Genomic DNA, 19,696 nt, shown 5'->3' on the forward strand with positions numbered 1-19,696 from the left:
TATGATGAGCATAAAGACTCTCCGTGTCTGGCCTGATCGGCAGGTCGTTTGCTTGCATGCAGGAGGGTCATACTCGTATGGCTCTCGTTTGAATGGTCAAACGCTGGAGGTAGCAAATCTATTTTGCGTAGTAATGATTATGTTTCATGGAGCCTCACGTTTGGAGTTCACCATCGCTAGAAAGGGAGATGTATACATGAATCGCAATGTGACAATGATGCAATTTTTTGAGTGGCATGTGGAGGCTGACGGTTCACACTGGAAACGACTGCAAGAGTGGGCACCTGAGCTAAAACGCGCAGGAATCGGTACGCTCTGGGTTCCACCAGTAACGAAGAGTAATTCACCGGAGGATACCGGGTACAGCGTATATGATCTGTACGATATTGGTGAATTTGACCAAAAAGGTGGAGTTGGCACCAAATACGGTACTAAAAAAGAACTGCTGGACGCAATTGCCATCTGCCATCGTCTCGGTCTCAACGTCTATATCGATCTGGTCATGAATCACAAAGCCGGTGCAGACGAAACCGAAGTATTTAAAGTAATTGAAGTCGATCGGAACAACCGCACCGAGGAAATCTCGGATGAACCGTTCGAGATTGAAGGCTGGACCAAATTTACGTTCCCTGGGCGCGGCGATACATATTCGCCTATGCAATGGAATTATCGTCACTTTAATGGAACCGATTTCGATAACCGTGAAGGACGAAATGGGATTTTCCGAATTGCAGACGGAGACAAACAATGGAATGAGAACGTAGATAACGAATTTGGCAACTATGATTACTTGATGTTTGCCAATATTGATTACAATATGCCAGAAGTACGTGAGGAAATGGTCAACTGGGGCAAATGGATGATCGATACAACACGCTGCGACGGCTTCCGCCTGGATGCGATCAAGCATATTAACCACGAGTTCGTACGCGAATTTGTGAATGAGATGGTCAACAAACGTGGACAGGACTTCTACATTGTCGGCGAATTCTGGAATCCAGAGCTGGCGGCTTCGCAGGAATTCCTCGATACCGTCGATTACAAAATCGATCTGTTCGACGTCTCCCTGCATTACAAGCTGCACGCCGCATCCACATCGGGCAACTCATTCGATCTGTCTACCATTTTCAATGATACGCTAGTACAGACACACCCGACGCATGCCGTAACATTCGTCGACAATCATGACTCCCAGCCGGATGAAGCGCTGGAATCGTGGATCGAAGATTGGTTCAAACCGCTGGCATACAGCCTTATATTGCTGCGTCAGGATGGGTATCCGTGCGTGTTCTACGGTGATTATTTTGGAATCGGCGGTGAGAACCCGGTGCCAGACAAAAAAGACATGCTGAACTGTCTGCTGTATGCGCGTTACCACAAATCGTATGGGGAACAGGATGATTATTTTGACCATCCGAACACGATTGGCTGGGTACGCCGAGGCAGTGACGATATCGAGCGTTCCGGCTGTGCGGTCGTGTTGACTAACGGTGAGGAAGGCGAGAAACGCATGTTTGTAGGCGAAGAACGCGCTGGGCAAATCTGGATCGATCTGACAGGCAACCGCCGTCATCATGTGCAGATCGAAGAAGACGGCTGGGCAAACTTCCCGGTGAACGGTGGCAGCGTGTCTGTCTGGACATTGCCAGAAACCGATCTGACCGAGGAACAAGTTGGCGAATATTACGAGTCAGGTCAACCTTGTCTGGCATTGCCGGAGGAAGGCGTTTTGGAAGAAGGTTCCGATCTGCTGAATATCGAAGCTGCTGAACCTGTGGAAGAAGATCAGGAAGCTGACAAAGCGTAATAACTGTATGAACGTATATGGAGAATAGGATCACGTATGATCTGTGTATGATCATTCTATCTTCCCCATGTTGATTAGAGTAACTTGCAACGATTCTATACCTCTTACAAAAACCCGGTCGTCGGAAGGAATTCTCCTCTGAGAATGCAACTTCCAGCGACCGGGTTTTCTTATATGCTATCCTACAACTCCATTCATGAACAACGATGAACTGCCAATCAAAGACAATGTATTCAGGAGGGCACGAATACGATACGCTTCTGCGGATCGACAGGCGCAGTCCATACCTGTTCCACTTCAGATAACGGATAAGATTGCGTTGGAATACGCAGTGTACCAGAGGCGATACAGTCGATCAATGCCGGGAATGCTGCCAGATAACCCGCCGCCGTCACAGATCCTTGACCGCTGCCGAGTATACGAAGATTCGCGGAGCGCAGTGCAGCGGAAGGAATCTGCGCCTCGGCACCTGCCATGGATCCGATCTGAATCCAATCCAGCGCGCGACTGCGATCTTGGCGTCGGGTCAATATGGACATCACCGCCTGTTCCATCGGTGCGCCCCACAGATAATCAATTACTACATCCACTTCTGCCGCCGCTTTGCCTAGTCGTTCTGCTACATCGGATGCTTCTCCTTCTAGCGAAACGACCACATCGGCACCCAAGTCTGTTAATGCTTCTAGGCGCGCCTGATTACGTCCTGCGCCAATCACTTGCTCTGCTCCGAGCAACTTGGCAATTTGTACTGCCATCTGTCCCGAATTACCAGTCGCCCCCATAATCAATACCCGACTACCCGGACGAAAATCAATCCGACTGCGCAGCGCCACCCAAGATGACATTGCCGGATTCATCGCTGCCGCAATGTGCACCGGATCAGCATCTGCCGGAATCACGACGCTCCGGCGGATATCGATAATCGTCCGCTCTGCCATCGAGCCAAGTGCAGCATCCTCCATCACAAAATAGACATTTCGCCCATCTTCCAACCTGCCTACACCATCTACACCAGGAATTAGGGGCAACTGCCCAATGCTCGTATAATGCGAACCATCTGCCTGAGAGCGAACACGTTGATGTAGCCCGGCGGCAAGCACATCAACATATACTTCATGTGGTTGCTGCAAGCTGCGAAGTTCGAACTCACCGTATTGTGGTGCTTTTGTAAAATCATGAACAATTGCTGCTTTCATTACAATCCCCTCCATATTGGATACGATAATTTGACTCATACAAGACCCGACTTACTCACATATTTAATTTGTCAAACAAACTATTATAGTTTGTCATACCAACAAAATAGATATTGAATATAATATAGTTTGCATCACAAACAAAGTCAACAAAAAGTTTGTATCGCGTACTATATGCATATTTCTATGTTATACTACACTCATCATTATACGTACTCCCTTCTCAAAAAAGCACGTTTTAACGTGTTTTTGTTAACCGTCATACGATGCAATACCACCTTCATATTTACATTTTGCTAGGATTGGAGTGAATACATATGCAGCACCATCTGTCACCACAACCGAGTGAGACGCCACTGGTGGATCATCTTGTTCAGCTTACGTATTTGATTCAGACGATTTTGCTGGAGGCGGGTACTGAGCATGATCTATCCTTTGTACAAATTCGTCTGCTCGGCATATTACGTGATCGTGAACCGGGTATGCAGGAATTGGCGCGTCATCTGAATCTGGATAAATCGAGCGTTACGGGGTTAATTAATCGCGCGGAGCGCCGCGGCTTGGTAGAGCGCATCCCTTCACTCACAGATCGCCGAAGCTTCTCGGTTCGTCTAACCGACAGCGGATTGCACATCGTGCATACGGTCGGTGGCGAGATTGAGCGGCGGATCGACGAAGCCGCATCCAAGCTGACGCAACAAGAGCGCGCCCAGCTGATCAAGATCTCCGCCAAAATGATCCACCGCACCTGAGTCACGAGGGCGGGAATGAAGCTATTTGGTATTTGGGTATACCGTATAGAAGGAATCTGCGGTAGATCAGAGTGCTGAAGCAAGTACGAGTCTTTTTCTTTCTTGTAAATGACGACAGGATTTGTCACTATTGTCTGCTATCCTGAATAGTGTACATAGAGAGATTGGAGTGAGCATCAATGGAGACGTTCAAGGAACGATATAGCGAGCATTTTTTGCAGCGATTTGTGGAGATTGTACATGAGCATACAGATCATTTTGACGAGCGGCTATTCCATGAGCAAGTGTATCGCAATGATTGGCAGGAGCTGGCATTCAAGCAGCGCATTCGGCGGATTAGCGAAGCACTGACGGCGGCTCTACCACTGCCGTATGAGCAGGCGGTACAACTGCTAATGCAGATTGCGCCGCAGTGCCGAGGGGTAGAATATTTATTTTTCCCGGATTATGTAGAGTTGAATGGGTTGGATCACGTCGAGCTGTCGATGAAGGCGCTTGAAGTGTTGACTGTGTATTCCAGCGCGGAGTTTGCGGTACGTCCATTTATATTGCAATATCCGATCGGTATGCTGAGACAGATGAATATATGGGCACAGGACGACAACGAGCATATTCGCCGATTGGCAAGTGAAGGCTTCCGTCCGCGATTGCCGTGGTCATTTCAGCTCAAGCCGTTTATTGCCGATCCTGAACCGACACTTGCGGTGCTGGAACAGCTCAAGCGCGATTCGTCGCTATATGTACGTAAAAGTGTCGCCAATCATCTGAACGATATTGCCAAAGATCACCCGGAGCGAATCGCCGAGATCGCCCGCCAGTGGTACGGTCAGCATCTCTATACCGACTGGATCGTCAAGCACGGCTGTCGGACACTACTCAAGCAGGATCATCCGCAGGTGATGCAATTGTTCGGTTATGTTGCTAGCGAGACAGTTACGATTAGCAATTTGCAGATTAGTGCGCAAACGGTGCCCATCGGCGGTGAGATCGATATATCCTTTATCCTGCATAATGAGGAGGACATTCCGCAAAATGTACGGATCGATTATGAAATGCAGTTTATGAAAGCAAACGGGCAGCAGGCACCAAAGCGATTCCGCTGGGTATCGCGGGACTTCGCACCCGGGCAGCACGAGATGCGCAAAAAGCATTCGTTCAAGCTGATCACAACGCGCAAATATTATGCAGGACAGCATCATATCCATCTGTATGTAAATGGCGTGCAGGTCGGTGAGGTTTCATTTGAAGTAACGGATGCTCGTTAAATCGTACACAAGGGCGCGATGACGTTTCATGCCCTAATACTGCACACAACAAAATAACCTTCCAGCTCACCATGATCGGTGAATCGGAAGGTTGTTTTGTTGTTTCAATCCGGCGTAAGGGCAGAAGACTGGATGCACATACATAGGTACATCCTTCTCTTCCCTACTACGCTTGCACATTATCGCCGGATGACATGTATTTGGTCCAATCGATATTAGAATGGGTCGTGTAATTAACGCAAGGTACGAATACGCTCTTCCAGCGGCTTGAATTCTTTGTCGCCCGGAGGTGCAGTCGGTTTACCAAACGGCATCTGCGCAACTAGCGTCCAGCTTTCTGGAATATCCCACTCTGCTTTGATCTTCTCGTCAATCAGCGGATTATAATGTTGCAGCGTCGCGCCATAGCCTTCTGCTTCCAGCAGCGTCCAAATCAGATACTGGTGCATACCGTTTGCTTGCTGCGACCATACCGGGAATTTATCCTGATACGCTTGGAATTGATCCTGCATGCCACGGATCACGGCTTCGTCCTCGAAGAACAGGATCGTTCCGTATCCTGCTTTGAAGCTGTCCATTTTTTGCTGAGTCGGCTCAAAGCTGTCGGCTGGTACGATTTCTTTTAAAATATTCGTGGTGTAGTCCCACAATTGATCATGCTTGTCGCCAAACAGGATGATGATGCGGGCGCTTTGTGAGTTAAACGAAGACGGCGTGTGCAGTACAACATGCTCTACGATCTCTTGAACGCGCTCATCCGGTATAACAGCTTCCTTGCTGATGCCATAGACACTTCTTCTGTTCTTTATTGCTTCAAAGATTGCTTCGGTACTCATTACAGAATCCTCCTTTGAAATAAAGATAGAGTCTTGAAACTCTACATCCTTATTTAACCAGACCCACTGCAAAAAAATCAGTGACTATCTATTTTGCATAACTTCGCATCGCAACACAAAATGTCCAAAGAGTTTAGAACATTGATCCATTACGATTTTTGCGTGATTATGCAGAATTTAAGATATTTGCAATGTACGTTCGTCATCGGACTAGGGTTAGCTGAAGATCAATTGGTTTAATACAGGGTACAGATTCCAGATAGGGATCGTCTGACTGTAGCAACGTGGCAGATACTTCCCTTTACAACTGGACAGACATTTCGCCGCAAAGGAGTGAGTAGCATGATTGAAATCGGTCTGACCGGCTTTGGCGATCACCCGGAGCTGTACGGCAAGATCAAAGCGCCGGAGCGGCTGCCTACGTATAGCGAGCATTTTCCGATTGTCGAAATCGACAGTTCGTTTTACGCCGTACAACCGGTGAAAAATGTAACCAAATGGGTCGAGCAGACACCGGATCATTTTGGCTTTGTTTTCAAAGCGTATCAGGGCATGACCGGGCATCTGCGGGGCAAAAAGAATTATTTTGATACAAAAGAAGAAATGTTCGAGGCGTTTCATGTATCGCTGCAACCGGCGATTGATGCAGGCAAGCTGCGCATGGCGCTGTTTCAATACCCGCCGTGGTTTGATTGCAACCGTGATAATGTGGAGACGCTGCGCGAAACGCGTGAGCTGATGAAGGATATTCCGTGTGCACTCGAATTCCGCAATCAGTCTTGGTATATGCCAGAGTTCCGTGAGCGGACATTGGAGTTTATGCGCAAGGAAGATTGGATTCATACGATTGTGGATGAGCCACAAGCAGGTTCAGGATCGATTCCAATCGTAGCCGCTGCCACCTCACGTCAGGCAACCTATGTACGGATGCACGGACGCAATGTGGACGGCTGGCACAAGAGCAGTCATCCCGACTGGCGCAAACTTCGTTATCTGTACAAATACAGTACCGAGGAACTGACCGAATGGCGCGACCGACTGCTATCATTGCAGGATCAGAGCGAGCATGTGTATGTCGTCTTCAACAACAACTCCGCTGGCGATGCTACGCCAAATGCGAAAGAACTGATCGGTATGCTGGCGGACAAGGATGTACTGTCTGAGAAGCACGATATAGGAAGTTCATAGGCACGTATGGACTGCTGACCATTTTTGCATAATTGATCATTGTCATCACATTTTTTCGTAAAAACGTCTTTTATAATTATATCTATCTTTTAGGATTGTAAAAAAGTAGTTCTCGTCCTTCCTACTATGAAGGCGAGAACCACTTTTTTTACGATGATTGTGGTGACTCTGCCACCAGTTGCTTACGATGAATATGTTCAGTACCGGCATCGCAGGCGGTCTGATAATACCAGCATTTGTGATTGATCACGTCCATCGTTTTCTTCAATTCTTCCATTTGGGCTTCAACAATCGCTTTGCGTTCGATAAACATATCGTATCGCTGCTTCAATGTCGTATCCCCTTCTGAACACCAATCAATGAAAATTTTAATCTCCTTGATCGGCATTCCCGTATCCTTCAAGCATTCGATAATACGCAGCGCCTCAATATCCGAATCCTTGAACAGACGAATCCCACCCGCTGTCCGTTCTACAAATGGCAGCAAGCCTTCCTTATCATAATAACGCAGCGTATACGAGGTGAGATTTAACATCTTGGCAACTTCACCAATGGAATAATGTCCCATGCTTCTGCTCCTTTTCTCTAGATATAAACTTCGAGCCAACTCTATCTTCTGCTTGCGATTCTAGCACTGGATATAGCACATGTCAAAGCCATGATTCGGCTTCCTTTTCTAATATTCATACCAAAAAATTTAAATCCCCCTATTGACTTAGAGTTAACTGTAAGGCGTAACATGACCTTGCACAGCCCACTCAGCTTGCAAAGGAATGCGCGTATATTGTCACGGGCATTCGCAACGCGATTGCATGAATATGTGTGCATGAATGAGTATGAGGCTGTATCGTGCATCTATTTCTTTGAGGAGGTTTTATTAATGGTAACTGCAAAAGCGCGTGCTGTTGGAGGTCCAGACCAATCCTTTCACGCTACGGAAATTACAAGACGCGAGCTGGACGTACATGATGTTCTGATCGAGATCAAATATGCTGGCATCTGCCACTCTGATATTCATACTGCCCACGGTGAATGGGGACCTGTTCATTATCCGCTCGTACCCGGTCATGAGATTGCCGGTATCGTTACGGATATCGGCTCCGAAGTGAGCAAATACCAAGTTGGTGACCGTGTCGGTGTTGGCTGTATGGTCGATTCCTGTGGTACATGTGCGAATTGCCAAAAAGGCGAAGAGCAATATTGTCTCAACGGCAATGTGCCGACTTATGCAGGCGTAGACAAATACGGCGAGCCGACGCAGGGCGGATATTCATCTCATATCGTCGTTACCGAGGAATTCGTTGTGCGCATTCCTGACAATATTGAGCTGGACGCCGCCGCTCCACTGCTGTGCGCTGGTATTACTACGTATTCTCCCCTGCATCACTGGGGTGCAGCTCCTGGTAAACAAGTAGCCGTTGTGGGTATGGGTGGACTTGGACATATGGCGGTGCAAATTGCTCATGCTATGGGTGCTGAAGTGACTGTACTGTCACAAACGCTGAGTAAAAAAGAAGACGGTTTGCAGCTCGGTGCTGATCATTATTATGCAACCAATGATGAAGATACATTCAAAACGCTTGCCGGACAATTTGATCTGATCATCAACACCGTTAGCGCCAGCATCAATCTGGATGCGTACTTCTCCCTGCTGACACTGGACGGCACGCTGGTCAATGTTGGTGCACCGGGAGAGCCGCTGTCGCTGAATGTGATGTCCCTGATCGGTCATCGCCGTTCGTTTGCCGGCTCTATGATTGGCGGTATCCGTGAAACGCAGGAAATGCTGGATTTCTGTGCTGAGCACAATATCGCACCCAAAATCGAAGTCATCTCCGCCGACCGTATCGATGAAGCGTATGAGCGAGTACTGGCTTCCGATGTAAAATACAGATTCGTGATCGATACTAGCACGCTGTAAGAAGTTACGGCTTCTGGATACATTTTCAGATCTGAATCTGCATAAATATCTGTGTCTATGTTGGATATCTTTATCTGTTTCTATATGTAATTCTGTCGTCGTCTAGCTTCATTACGACATTGACTTCAATCCAAATGGAGGCGCATGAATGATGGAAATGAATGAGTTTATCGAATTTTGCAAACAAGGGAATCCCATTGCGGGAGAAGATACAGAATTGCATACGTTGTTGACGCGTTGCAGTTACGACGCGCAGCGAATCACAATGACGCTCAACAATACGTATCATTCCCGCGAGCAAATCGTGGATCTATTTAGCGAGCTGACCGGTACAACCGTTGATCCGTCCTTCATGTGCTTCCCTCCGTTTTATACCGACTTTGGCAAACATATTACTATCGGTAAAGATGTCTTTTTCAATACAGGCTGTTCCTTTCAGGATCGGGGCGGTATTACGATTGGCGATGGTACGATGATTGGGATGAATGTGACGATTGCGACGCTGAACCACGGATTGCCATTAGCAACGCGGAATACTACGTTTGCTGCTCCGGTTGTGATCGGCAAGCAGGTGTGGATCGGCTCTGGCGCAACCATTTTGCCCGGTGTCACGATTGGCGACCATTCCGTTGTTGCGGCTGGTGCTGTCGTTACTAGAGATGTACCGCCAGATAGCGTCGTTGCTGGAGTACCTGCCAAGTTTATACGCAGCATTGATGAGGAACAATAAATGTCTTCCTTGCTTTGACCTATAACCAGCAATAGAATGATCCGAATGCAAGATGCAACAGATGTTCAGATTCGTAGCCAACGATTCGGCGAACAGGCTTGAACATAAGTGTATAAAACAACCGCCTTCCCCTGCGTGCAACGCAAGAGAGGCGGTTATTTTATACTTTCCATCTGAAATGAATATACGGAATATGACATCTCACATACATACTATTGCCGGAAGTGATCACATATTGCACCATCTAACAGAGAGTACTTATCACAAACTGCTTGTTGTCTAATTCGTATTGCTACGTTGATTTATTGCCATGACTTAGGACAACAGATCAATCGCCGATTGCGGTACAAAAACCTTCTCGCCGTTGTACACAACATTACCATTCAATCGTACATTTTCGCCGTTCAAAGTTACGATACTTTTAAATACCGGCAGACGCAAAGTATCGTCACCTTTGGTTACGACCAGTACCGGATTCTTCTCATCGCTGTTATCCCAGCTCACGCTTGCGCCGCGAGTTGTAAATGCTTGCTCGGCAGGCACGAACAGTTCTTGTGTCGTTTCGTCCAGATTCACGCCAAGCGCCGCTTCCATGTAGCGAGCGATATCGCTATTTTCCACCAGACCACTTAGCTGCTTGCCACTCGGTGCGTATGAATACAGCACGACATCACCGCCCGTATGTCCACCGCTCGTCCAGCCGATATGGGCACGTTTGCTAATGATCGGACCTACGGCGTAGTTCATACTGCCGGATTTGGCAGCCTTGATGGCGGCAATCTCATCAGCAGTCAAATCGGTAATACCGAAGTTCTCGCTCACCACCTGCTCAATATTGCTACGGTCGCTGTTGAACAGCTTCTCTAAGCCTTCACCGGTCACTTTTGCTTTTTTGAGCGGCTCGATAAAAGTCGACAATGGCAATTCATCATATGTTGTCGTTGTATCTCGGTCGCCGATAGTCAGACCGCCGTTGTGGTGATCTGTAGAAGCGATCACGAGCGTATTCTGATCTTCTTTGGCAAAGGCAAGCGCTTCGGCAACCGCTTTGTCAAAGGCATTTACATCGCTGATGATGCCGATTGGATCGTTCGCGTGCGCTGCCCAATCCACTTTACTGCCTTCAACCATCAGGAAAAATCCATCCTCGTCCTTGGACAAGACTTCAATCGCTTTTGCCGTCATTTCTGCCAGACTTGGCTGCTTGACCGGATCACGATCCATGTCGTACGCCATCGCTTTGTCAGCGAACATGCCCCATACTTTGCCGTTGTTGGCGGCTTTTAGCTCGGCGGTATTGGTCACAACATTGTAGCCAAGACTGTGAATGTCACCGATCAGATCCTCGCCATCTTTACGTCCGGCTGCTGTAAAATACTGCGCCCCGCCGCCCAGCACGACATCGATACCGGCATACACTTGCTGTTCACTCAGTGCATCGTAATTGCTGCGATCCGGGTAGTGCGCGCTGAATGCCGCTGGTGTCGCGTGCATAATCTCGGAAGTGGCGATAATGCCAGTCGACTTGTTCGCCAGCTTGGCAGCTTCCAGAATGTTAGCAACCGGCTTCTTCTGATCGCCTGCCGCAATCGCATGCAAGCCAGGCATCGTATTCTGATCCGGCAACACACCAACATAACCGGTATGCGACTTATGCCCGGTCGCAAATGCCGTACCTGCCGGTGCGGAATCGGCAATCGCTGCATCGGCGGAATAGGTGCGCACCAGACCGCTCGCCATCTCATCCAATGCCAACATCTCGCCACCGTTATACCAGCGTGCCAGTGCTGTAGCATCCTGCGCCATACCGTCAGGAATGAGCATGATCACATTTTTCGCCTTGATCTCCGGCTGCTGCTTGGCTGCCGCTGCTCCCGTTCCTGCTGGAATCCCGAACAGCATCGCTGCTGTCATAACTCCTGCCATGATGGGTGCCGCTTTTTGCATACTATGTTCACACATGTTTGTCCAACCCATTCTTCATCTCTCCTTTATGTGTAGGCATAATGAATATCCGAATCCACTCGCATATTCTATGTAATTTCCCTGTTGCCGAGATTCATCGTACCAGCCAACAATCAACGCTATGTACGGCGAAATAGGGGCTAAATGTAAAAAAAGAGCCGGTTTGTCAACGTAACGTCAACAAAATCGACTCTGTATCGCTATAGTTTCATATTTTTTAGGTCACTTTTTACAAAATCAAGGATTGGTTCGTCTGCTCTTCTGTATTGATCCTTACCTCTTGTTACAACTTTATTCGTACAACAATAATGAATCTCAAAACAGTGAGATTGCATGACGATGGCTGCATAGGTATATCTTAAAGTGATCAATATTGCAATTGCTTTGACTTGCGGAAGTTTGACGGTGATGCGCCGACACGCTGGGTAAACAGATTTACAAGACTACGACCGTTGTGATATCCAACCTCGTAAGCGATTTCATTTACAGATAGCGAAGTTTGCAACAGCAGCTCTTTGGCGCGGTTGATCCGGGTATGGATCACATAGTCCAGCGGTGAGAAGCCGGTTTGCTTTTTGAAGCGATGGGCAAAATAGTACGGGCTGAGATGCGCTGCTTCCGCCAGCGATGACAGACTGATCGGCTCGCCGATATGCTCTTTTATATAATGAATCGCTGCCTCGACCGGATCTTCCTTGGCAGTAAACTTCGTTGGTGGTACAGCAAGCCGTTCGATCAATTTGTAAATACGTAGCGACGTCTGGAAGAACGATTCTTCACCTTTTTTACGATGAAATTGCACCAGATCAAACAGCTGCATCCCAATGGACGCACAAGATTCATCCTGAATGAGCGAACCGCGCTGCTCCCGAATATGACGTACCAGCTCATGCGCATTGGAACCTTCAAAATGCAAATAACAAAACTCCAACCCATCGCGCGCATGGTAATAATGCGGCTGAGTACAATCGAGCAGCACGACATCGCCTTTGCGTGCATCAAATGATTGCCCGCCTGCTTCGACATGCAGCTCACCTTCGCGAATATATAGGATCAACAAATAATGATACGATTGACGCTTTTTAAAATAATCAGCAGTACAGAAATAATGACCGCACCACGTCGGATAAAAACACAATTCTCGCTGACCCGACGAAGGCGAGAAAGCAAAACATGCCGATTGCGGCAGGACACCTGGATCTACACTTTTCATACATATCCTCCTTTGTGCGACGGAGTAAATACAGCAATATTGATGAATTCTTGAGCAAGTTGAGTAGGTTATGCCATCTTTTATCCAGTATATAATTCAACTGTGGCAAAAGAAAGCTACAATTGCAATCCAATCTCATATCGTATAGATCGTATACTGCTGAAAGGTGGAATTACTTATGTTAAATGGTGAAAAACAAATTGCAAACCCACTACGCTGGGCGATGGTAGGCGGCGGACGAACCGGGAATGTCGGCTACAAACACCGTCTAGGCGCACTGCGCGATAATACAGCTTTTCAGCTCGTTGCCGGGGCATTCGATATCGATGCAGAGCGGGGTCGTAGCTTTGGCACCAATCTGGGGGTAGAGCAAGAACGATGCTATGCTGATTACCAGACGATGTTTACCGAAGAAGCGAAGCGGGAAGATGGCATTCAGGTCGTAACGATTGCTACGCCTAACTTTACCCATTACGAAATTACGCGCGCTGCACTGGAAGCTGGGCTGCATGTCATTTGCGAGAAGCCTTTATTTTTCAAAATAGAAGAAGGAGAGCACATCAAAGCGCTAGCAGAGCAGCACAACAAAATCGTCGGCGTGACCTACGGCTTCTCCGGCAGTCAATTGCTGCTACAGATGCGGCAAATGGTGCAAAACGGCGATCTGGGCGATATTCGGATGGTGGAGCTGCGCTATACGCATGGCTTTGGCTGTGACGAGATTGGCGACAAAACCAATGAAGGGCAAAAATGGCGTGTCGATCCTACCAAGTCCGGTCCCTCCTTCGTACTGGGCGACATCTCCACCCATACCTTTTACATGTCAGAGCTAATCTGTCCGCATCTGAAATTAAAAGAATTGTTGTGCGACCGCCAAAGCTTCGTCGGTAGCCGTGCACCGCTGGAAGACAACGCCTATGTGCTAATGCGCTACGAAGGTGGAGCGGTCGGTCGGATGTGGGCATCGGCAGTCGATGCAGGCTGTATGGATGGCCATCGGATTCGTATTATCGGCTCCAAAGCATCGGTGGAATTTTCGGACAATCAGCCCAATGAACTGCTGTACCAGATTCAGGGACAACCGATTCAGAAGCTCATTCGTGCAATGCCGTATCTATATGACGAATGCAATGCGGATGAACGTCTGGGCGCGCTCCATGCCGAAGGGCTGCCAGAATCGTGGGCAAATCTGTATCTCAAGTTCGCACTCGCGATTGATGCCAAAGAACGCAATGATTCGGAAGCGCTTGCAAAATTAGTGTATCCTGGGATTGATGCAGGCATCGAAGGCATTCGCTGGGTTCAAACGTGCGTGGAATCTGCCGATCAGGGCGGCGTCTGGGTAACGTACAACTGACGATGTATATTCCATTTCAATCCAACAGGAAAAGGGGACTTTACTATGCAACTGGCAATCTGTACGGATGTATTTGCGGAACTTTCATTGACCGATATGCTCGACAAGGTGAAAAGTCTGGGCATTGACGCGGTCGAGATGACGGCTGGCGGTTGGGGGGCACGCGCTCATGTGAATACAGCGGAACTACTCGCGGATGAGCACAAGCTGGCAGCCTTTCAAGCGGAGCTAGATAAGCGCGGTATGCGTATCTCTGCGCTGAATACGTCATGCAATCCGCTCTGGCCTTCGGAAACGGGCAAGCAATACGAGCAGTCTATGTACGACTGTGCAGTGCTGGCAGGCAAGCTTGGTGTGACCAAACTGGTGGCGATGGCGGGACTGCCTGCCGGTTCGCCTAACGATACGACTCCGAACTGGATCACCTCTACAATCTCGTGGCCGGACTTTATGGCACCAGCGTATGAATATCAGTGGAACGTAACGATTGCCTTTTGGAATCAATATATCGCCCATTGCAAACAGCATGGCATTCAGCAGATTGCCATCGAGGAATTCCCCGGAACGATGGTCTGGAATGTGGAGACGCTGCTCAAGCTGCGCCATGCGACCGATCCGATGCTCGGCATCAATCTGGACCCGTCGCATATGATCGTCCTTGGTGCCGATCCGATTGCGGCTGCGCGCGCATTAAAAGGGGCGATTTTTCATCTGCATGGCAAGGATGCGCGGATTGAGCGCGGATTGGCAGATGTGAACGGACTGCTGGAGCCGAAGCCGGTGACAGCATCGGCAGAGCGGACATGGAATTACGTCGCGGTCGGCTGTGGTCAGGATCTGCAATGGTGGAAGGAATTCTTCTCTGTCTGCCGGATGATGGGCTATAACGGCGATGTCGCGTTGGAAATGGAAGATATGACGATGTCGGTGGAAGCAGGTGTACTCACGTCGATTGATGCTTTGAAGCAGACGATCAGTAGATAACGATCTCTATGTTGAAATGAACTCTAACATGTAAGCAGACACACCAATATTGCCGAGGAACCGGAGGCTTGAATGATGAATACGGAACTGGACGCACGAACGAGAAGGAAAATGACCTTTATTGCTATGATTGTAGCACTGGGCGGGCTACTGTTCGGCTACAATACAGGTGTGACGAACGGTGCCATATCATTTATGAAGCTTCCAAGCGAACTAAATCTGACCCCATTTACTGAAGGTGCGGTCGTCAGTGTGTTGACACTTGGCGCTGCGATTGGAGCGATTTTTGGCGGTACGCTATCGGATCGGTTTGGACGAAAAACCGTCATTTCGTATCTGGCTGCCATCTTTTTGATCTTTTCGGTACTGTGTACGCTGGCACCGAATGTACTCAGCATGATCCTATTCCGATTTGCACTTGGGCTGGCGGTCGGTGGCGCTTCTGTTACGGTACCGACCTATCTGGCAGAAATCTCAACTGTTGAAATGCGTGGCAAAATCGTTACGGTCAACGAGCTGATGGTCGTCAGCGGGCAATTTCTCGCTTTTGTCGTCAGTGCGATTCTTGGCACCATCTTCGCCGAATATAGCAGCATCTGGCGCTACATCCTGCTCGTTGCCGCACTGCCCGCTGCCGGGCTGATTATCGGACTATTTCGTATTCCAGAGTCACCGCGCTGGCTATTTCATCACAAAGGACCACAAAGCACGCTGGCTGCTCTGAACAAAATCAGACCTCAGCATATCGCTCAAGCGGAGATCGACAGTCTGGGCAATATACCGATTCCTTCACGCGAACCAAAGCAAGCCTTCTCATTCAAAGAGTTATGGTCGCCGCCGTTTCGCCGTCTGCTGCTAGTCGGCATGTGTCTGGGTGGTATTAGCCAGCTGATTGGGATTAATGTCATTATGTATTATGGCACTACGATTCTCGGTGAAGCAGGCTTTGGCAGTACCGCTTCCCTGTATGCCAATACGGCTAACGGTCTGATCTCGGTGCTTGCCGTTGTTGTCGGTATGAATCTGATGCACCGGGTGGATCGGCGCAAGATGCTGATTGTTGGTATTGTGGGCACGCTGGTATCCATGTTTGCCATTACGTCGCTGCTGTGGACGATGATGGGTTCGCCGATATTGCCATATTTGGTTATTGGCTTGACTGTCGTCTTTATCGCCTTTTTTCAAGGATGCATCGGTCCGATTGTCTTCCTGCTGCTATCCGAGATGTTTCCACAAAAGCTACGCGGCTTCGGCGTCGGACTATCCACGTTTGCGTTATGGATGTGCAACTTTGTCGTCTCGTTCGTATTCCCTCTATTGTTATCGGGAATTGGTCTTGCGCATACGTTCCTTATTTTCACGCTATTCAATGCTGTTGGACTGCTGTTTGCGATCAAATGTGTACCGGAAACGCGCGGCAGAAGCTTGGAGCAGATTGAGCGCGAACTGCACGCTCCACTTTCCAAACAACCAGTGACAGAGTAAACGCAATCGAATAGGGAGCAACTACAAACCAATGCCCGGCAATGCGCATGATAACATGCGTAATGCCGGGCATTTGATTTTGTAACGATGGATCAATGTCCAATGATTATTTCCCATTCACGATCCGTTTGTACGTCTCAATCGCCTCTGCACGCGATTGCTTCAGATCGACGATGGCATCTGGGCGCGGCTGGTGGATTTCTTTTGCTGACAAATCCTTCAGCTCCGGCAGCCATTGACGGATATACTCGCCCTGCTCATCGTATTTGGCAGACTGGGTAACCGGATTAACCACTCGAAAGTACGGCGACGAATTGGCGCCTAGCGATGCGCACCATGTCCAGTTGCCACGGTTGATAATATTGTCATAGTCCAGCAACTTGCGGCGGAAATATTGTTCGCCCAGCGTGAACGGGCATTGCAGATTTTTGGTCAAAAACATCGCGCACAGAATGCGCAGCCGATTGTGCATCTGACCCGTTTCGTTCAGCTGACGCATCGCTGCATCAATTACCGGAATACCCGTCTCGCCTTTGTACCATGCTTCAAAGTGCTTATCAGTCAGCGGCGACAGATCGAATGTCTTCTCATATTGAAAATAATCCTCGTCATAGATCGCCAAATACAGATAGAAGTCGCGGAACGAAATCTGCCGCACCCATTCCTCGCTCTGCTTGTGCTGAATCGCTTCGTTGTACATTTGCCGAATCGAGATCGCGCCAGTCACTACATGCGGATTCAGCTCGCTGGACGGATCGATGGAATAATAGTCGCGCTCCTCGCCATAATCCTGCACTTTGTCCTTGAGGAAATGCTCCAGCTTCGGCTGTGGATCATCGGCAGGCTCGTAATCATCCAATGAGAACGGCAGATCAAACTTGGCAGGCCAATCCACCTGCCGCTTGCTGACACGCAGCTCCTTGAGCGATACAGGCGACACTGGATTATGATGCTGATCCAAGAAATCGAGCCATTTGCGATGAAAGGGCGCGAATACTTTATAATAGCCGCTTTTACCAGTAAAATCAGCGAACGGCTCTACATCCAGCATCATATGATCGACCAGCAACGTAAACGCAACATCCGCATCTTCCGCCACTTTGCGCAGCTTGCGGTCGCGCTCCTTGGCGTACGGTGTAAAATCGCGATGCGCCACCACCTCGTCGATATCCAGCTTGTCCAGCACGTATTCCAGCACTTCCTCCGGCTTGCCATAAGCGATCTGCAATTCCCGCTGATGGCGATGATACTGGCGAATGAGCCGCTGTACATGGCGCATGAAATTGACGCCGCTATGCTCCTTTTCCCGATGCTTTTTCAGTAAAAAGGGATCGATAATGAGCAGATGGATACTCTCATCTCCAGCTTCTTTTAAATAGTCAAAGCCTGCTAGATCGTGAGTACGTAGGTCTTTACGATGAATAAACAGCTTCAATTCGTTGTCCTCCTGATGTTAGAAATGATTGCCGCAGCAGCGTGACCGCTAGGGGAGCAGATATGACGTTGCACCCATACGTTCATAGTTCCTCTGCCAATAGTGCTTATTTTGTATATATACACCTTTTTGGCGGTCATGCCACTTCTTCGATACGCGGAAATGTGTTCATATGCGCAATATATAGACAATACATAGACATGACAAACAGGCAAAACGGTACCATCTGCACCGGATCACCTGCCTTTTGTATACATGTAGCGTAAGTCGTACCTGCATACGATAACAAGCTAAACTGCCAACTCCCCATCATAACAGGTACCACTATATGAACAGGCAACCGCCACAATCTCATTCATCATAGCGCCAATCTGCTCAGTACGTCCGCTAACGGCATGTCCTCCATCGAATCCAGACGCAGATCATGATGCTCAAATGGCAGCAGCGCAGTGACCGGATTCGGCACAATGGCACAATGCAGACCTGCCGCCTTCGCCGCCCGCAAGCCGTTTAGCGAATCTTCAAACGCAACCGCTTCGTTCGCCTGAATATCTAGCTCATCCACGACACGCAAATACAGCTCTGGATCAGGCTTCACCGCAGACACATCATCACTCGTCTTGATCACTTCAAAATAATGACGCAAGCCAAGCCGATCCAGATAATATTCAATCCATTGACGATCCGAACTGGTGGCAAGACCGATGCGCAGTCCAAGCTGCTTCGCTTCTGCCAAATAATCCGCTACCCCACCGCGCGCCTGAATCAACTCCACGCGTGCTGGGATCATCTCCGCCACTTCCCGCTCAATCTCTAGTCCAATGCCCGGCTTACCCAGCGTCGTCTCGACATACTGGCGAAAATCATCGCTATGCGTACCGATACTGGGTGCAAACTGCTCTAGCGTCAGCTCCAGCTCATGACGTGCCAGCACTTCTTGATAACATTCAAACCAGACCGTTTCCGTATCCAGAATCAGCCCGTCAAAATCAAACACAACCGCCTTGATCATACGTATGAAGTTCCCCTTCCTATCCCTGCCGATATGCGATCAGGTGTATCGTTTATTGATAAGAATGCTTTCCCGTGACTAGTCAGCGAAACTGCCTTTTTGACCATGTGGCTATTATTGTGGAGAACAGAGCACAGCTTGTCAACCGGTGTTAGCTTTTGTTTAACATTAGACAACGCAGGGTAATAATGATCAGGCTTCAATCAACACCTGAATATCAAAAATATCAAATGATTCCATCATATGAAGAGGAGATGTTCAACATGACAAACCATAAAGATAGCGGTCTGGGCGATAAAGTAAAAGGTGCCGTATCCAAAGCAAAAGGCGAGATCAAAGATCAATACGGTAACGCTACCGATAACGCTTCCCTGCAAGCTGAAGGTAAGCTGGACAAAGCTAAAGGCGAAGTTCAACAAAAAATCGGCGAAGCCAAAGATCGCCACTAAGTTCGCAACACCATCTACCATGATAGCAGTCCATCGTACCCGTCATTTTGCAATCGCTGCAAGATGAACACATCGCAACGGTCTGCCATACGATATAGCCA

General features: G+C 48.6%; 17 protein-coding genes. 10 read left to right on the forward strand and 7 right to left on the reverse strand.

Features of this window, described 5'->3' with window-relative positions:
• The first annotated feature begins 196 nt into the window (after positions 1-196).
• Positions 197-1,807 (forward strand): alpha-amylase, encoded by a 1,611-nt coding sequence (locus tag ACE3MZ_RS22135; protein ID WP_411344242.1) that lies wholly within the window; start codon positions 197-199, stop codon positions 1,805-1,807.
• 233 nt (positions 1,808-2,040) lie between these two features.
• Here ACE3MZ_RS22135 and ACE3MZ_RS22140 read toward each other — a convergent pair whose 3' ends face one another.
• Complete coding sequence (locus ACE3MZ_RS22140; protein ID WP_411344243.1) at positions 2,041-3,003, reverse strand: quinone oxidoreductase family protein; 963 nt, start codon at positions 3,001-3,003, stop codon at positions 2,041-2,043.
• A 317-nt stretch (positions 3,004-3,320) separates the two neighbouring features.
• Between ACE3MZ_RS22140 and ACE3MZ_RS22145 the strand changes: the two genes are divergently transcribed.
• Complete coding sequence (locus ACE3MZ_RS22145; protein ID WP_411344244.1) at positions 3,321-3,755, forward strand: MarR family winged helix-turn-helix transcriptional regulator; 435 nt, start codon at positions 3,321-3,323, stop codon at positions 3,753-3,755.
• A 179-nt stretch (positions 3,756-3,934) separates the two neighbouring features.
• A complete protein-coding gene (locus ACE3MZ_RS22150; RefSeq protein WP_411344245.1) occupies positions 3,935-5,020 on the forward strand; it encodes a DNA alkylation repair protein in 1,086 nt (361 codons plus the stop codon).
• Between the two features lie 233 nt (positions 5,021-5,253).
• Here ACE3MZ_RS22150 and ACE3MZ_RS22155 read toward each other — a convergent pair whose 3' ends face one another.
• A complete protein-coding gene (locus ACE3MZ_RS22155) occupies positions 5,254-5,856 on the reverse strand; it encodes a nitroreductase family protein (protein ID WP_411344246.1) in 603 nt (200 codons plus the stop codon).
• A gap of 342 nt (positions 5,857-6,198) precedes the next feature.
• On the opposite strand from ACE3MZ_RS22155, the gene ACE3MZ_RS22160 reads away from it, so the two are divergent.
• A complete protein-coding gene (locus tag ACE3MZ_RS22160; RefSeq protein WP_411344247.1) occupies positions 6,199-7,044 on the forward strand; it encodes a DUF72 domain-containing protein in 846 nt (281 codons plus the stop codon).
• 148 nt (positions 7,045-7,192) lie between these two features.
• Here ACE3MZ_RS22160 and ACE3MZ_RS22165 read toward each other — a convergent pair whose 3' ends face one another.
• Entirely contained in the window at positions 7,193-7,612 is a 420-nt protein-coding gene (locus ACE3MZ_RS22165) for a MerR family transcriptional regulator (protein WP_411344248.1), read from the reverse strand.
• A 312-nt stretch (positions 7,613-7,924) separates the two neighbouring features.
• Between ACE3MZ_RS22165 and ACE3MZ_RS22170 the strand changes: the two genes are divergently transcribed.
• A complete protein-coding gene (locus ACE3MZ_RS22170) occupies positions 7,925-8,965 on the forward strand; it encodes an NAD(P)-dependent alcohol dehydrogenase (RefSeq protein WP_411344249.1) in 1,041 nt (346 codons plus the stop codon).
• Positions 8,966-9,116: 151 nt separating this feature from the next.
• The gene (locus tag ACE3MZ_RS22175) at positions 9,117-9,695 is read left to right on the forward strand and encodes a sugar O-acetyltransferase (protein WP_411346888.1); all 579 of its coding nucleotides are present in this window, start codon (positions 9,117-9,119) and stop codon (positions 9,693-9,695) included.
• A 315-nt stretch (positions 9,696-10,010) separates the two neighbouring features.
• Here the strand turns inward: ACE3MZ_RS22175 and ACE3MZ_RS22180 are convergent, their stop codons facing one another.
• A complete protein-coding gene (locus ACE3MZ_RS22180) occupies positions 10,011-11,642 on the reverse strand; it encodes an alkaline phosphatase (protein ID WP_411346889.1) in 1,632 nt (543 codons plus the stop codon).
• A 385-nt stretch (positions 11,643-12,027) separates the two neighbouring features.
• On the reverse strand, positions 12,028-12,873 hold the full coding sequence (locus ACE3MZ_RS22185) for a helix-turn-helix domain-containing protein (protein ID WP_411344250.1): 846 nt from the start codon (positions 12,871-12,873) through the stop codon (positions 12,028-12,030).
• Between the two features lie 178 nt (positions 12,874-13,051).
• Here ACE3MZ_RS22185 and ACE3MZ_RS22190 point away from each other — a divergent pair, with 178 nt between their 5' ends.
• The 3 genes from ACE3MZ_RS22190 to ACE3MZ_RS22200 all read left to right on the forward strand — a co-directional run bounded on the left by ACE3MZ_RS22190 (position 13,052) and on the right by ACE3MZ_RS22200 (position 16,699).
• Positions 13,052-14,230, forward strand: coding sequence for a Gfo/Idh/MocA family protein (locus ACE3MZ_RS22190; RefSeq protein ID WP_411344251.1), 1,179 nt, complete (start codon positions 13,052-13,054; stop codon positions 14,228-14,230).
• 45 nt (positions 14,231-14,275) lie between these two features.
• Positions 14,276-15,214 carry a sugar phosphate isomerase/epimerase family protein gene (locus ACE3MZ_RS22195; protein WP_411344252.1) on the forward strand — a complete coding sequence of 313 codons (939 nt, stop codon included), beginning with the start codon at positions 14,276-14,278 and terminating at the stop codon, positions 15,212-15,214.
• Between the two features lie 72 nt (positions 15,215-15,286).
• Positions 15,287-16,699 (forward strand): sugar porter family MFS transporter, encoded by a 1,413-nt coding sequence (locus tag ACE3MZ_RS22200; RefSeq protein WP_411344253.1) that lies wholly within the window; start codon positions 15,287-15,289, stop codon positions 16,697-16,699.
• A gap of 106 nt (positions 16,700-16,805) precedes the next feature.
• Here the strand turns inward: ACE3MZ_RS22200 and ACE3MZ_RS22205 are convergent, their stop codons facing one another.
• Together ACE3MZ_RS22205 and ACE3MZ_RS22210 are read right to left on the reverse strand one after the other, a co-directional pair.
• Entirely contained in the window at positions 16,806-18,134 is a 1,329-nt protein-coding gene (locus ACE3MZ_RS22205) for a cryptochrome/photolyase family protein (RefSeq protein WP_411344254.1), read from the reverse strand.
• Positions 18,135-18,492: 358 nt separating this feature from the next.
• Positions 18,493-19,146: an HAD family hydrolase gene (locus ACE3MZ_RS22210; RefSeq protein ID WP_411344255.1), complete on the reverse strand. Its 654-nt coding sequence runs from the start codon at positions 19,144-19,146 to the stop codon at positions 18,493-18,495.
• Positions 19,147-19,409: 263 nt separating this feature from the next.
• On the opposite strand from ACE3MZ_RS22210, the gene ACE3MZ_RS22215 reads away from it, so the two are divergent.
• Positions 19,410-19,595 (forward strand): CsbD family protein, encoded by a 186-nt coding sequence (locus ACE3MZ_RS22215; RefSeq protein WP_411344256.1) that lies wholly within the window; start codon positions 19,410-19,412, stop codon positions 19,593-19,595.
• Positions 19,596-19,696 lie beyond the last annotated feature (101 nt).

It is taken from the genome of Paenibacillus sp. WLX1005 (genome assembly GCF_046603685.1).
Taxonomy (GTDB): domain Bacteria; phylum Bacillota; class Bacilli; order Paenibacillales; family Paenibacillaceae; genus Saccharibacillus.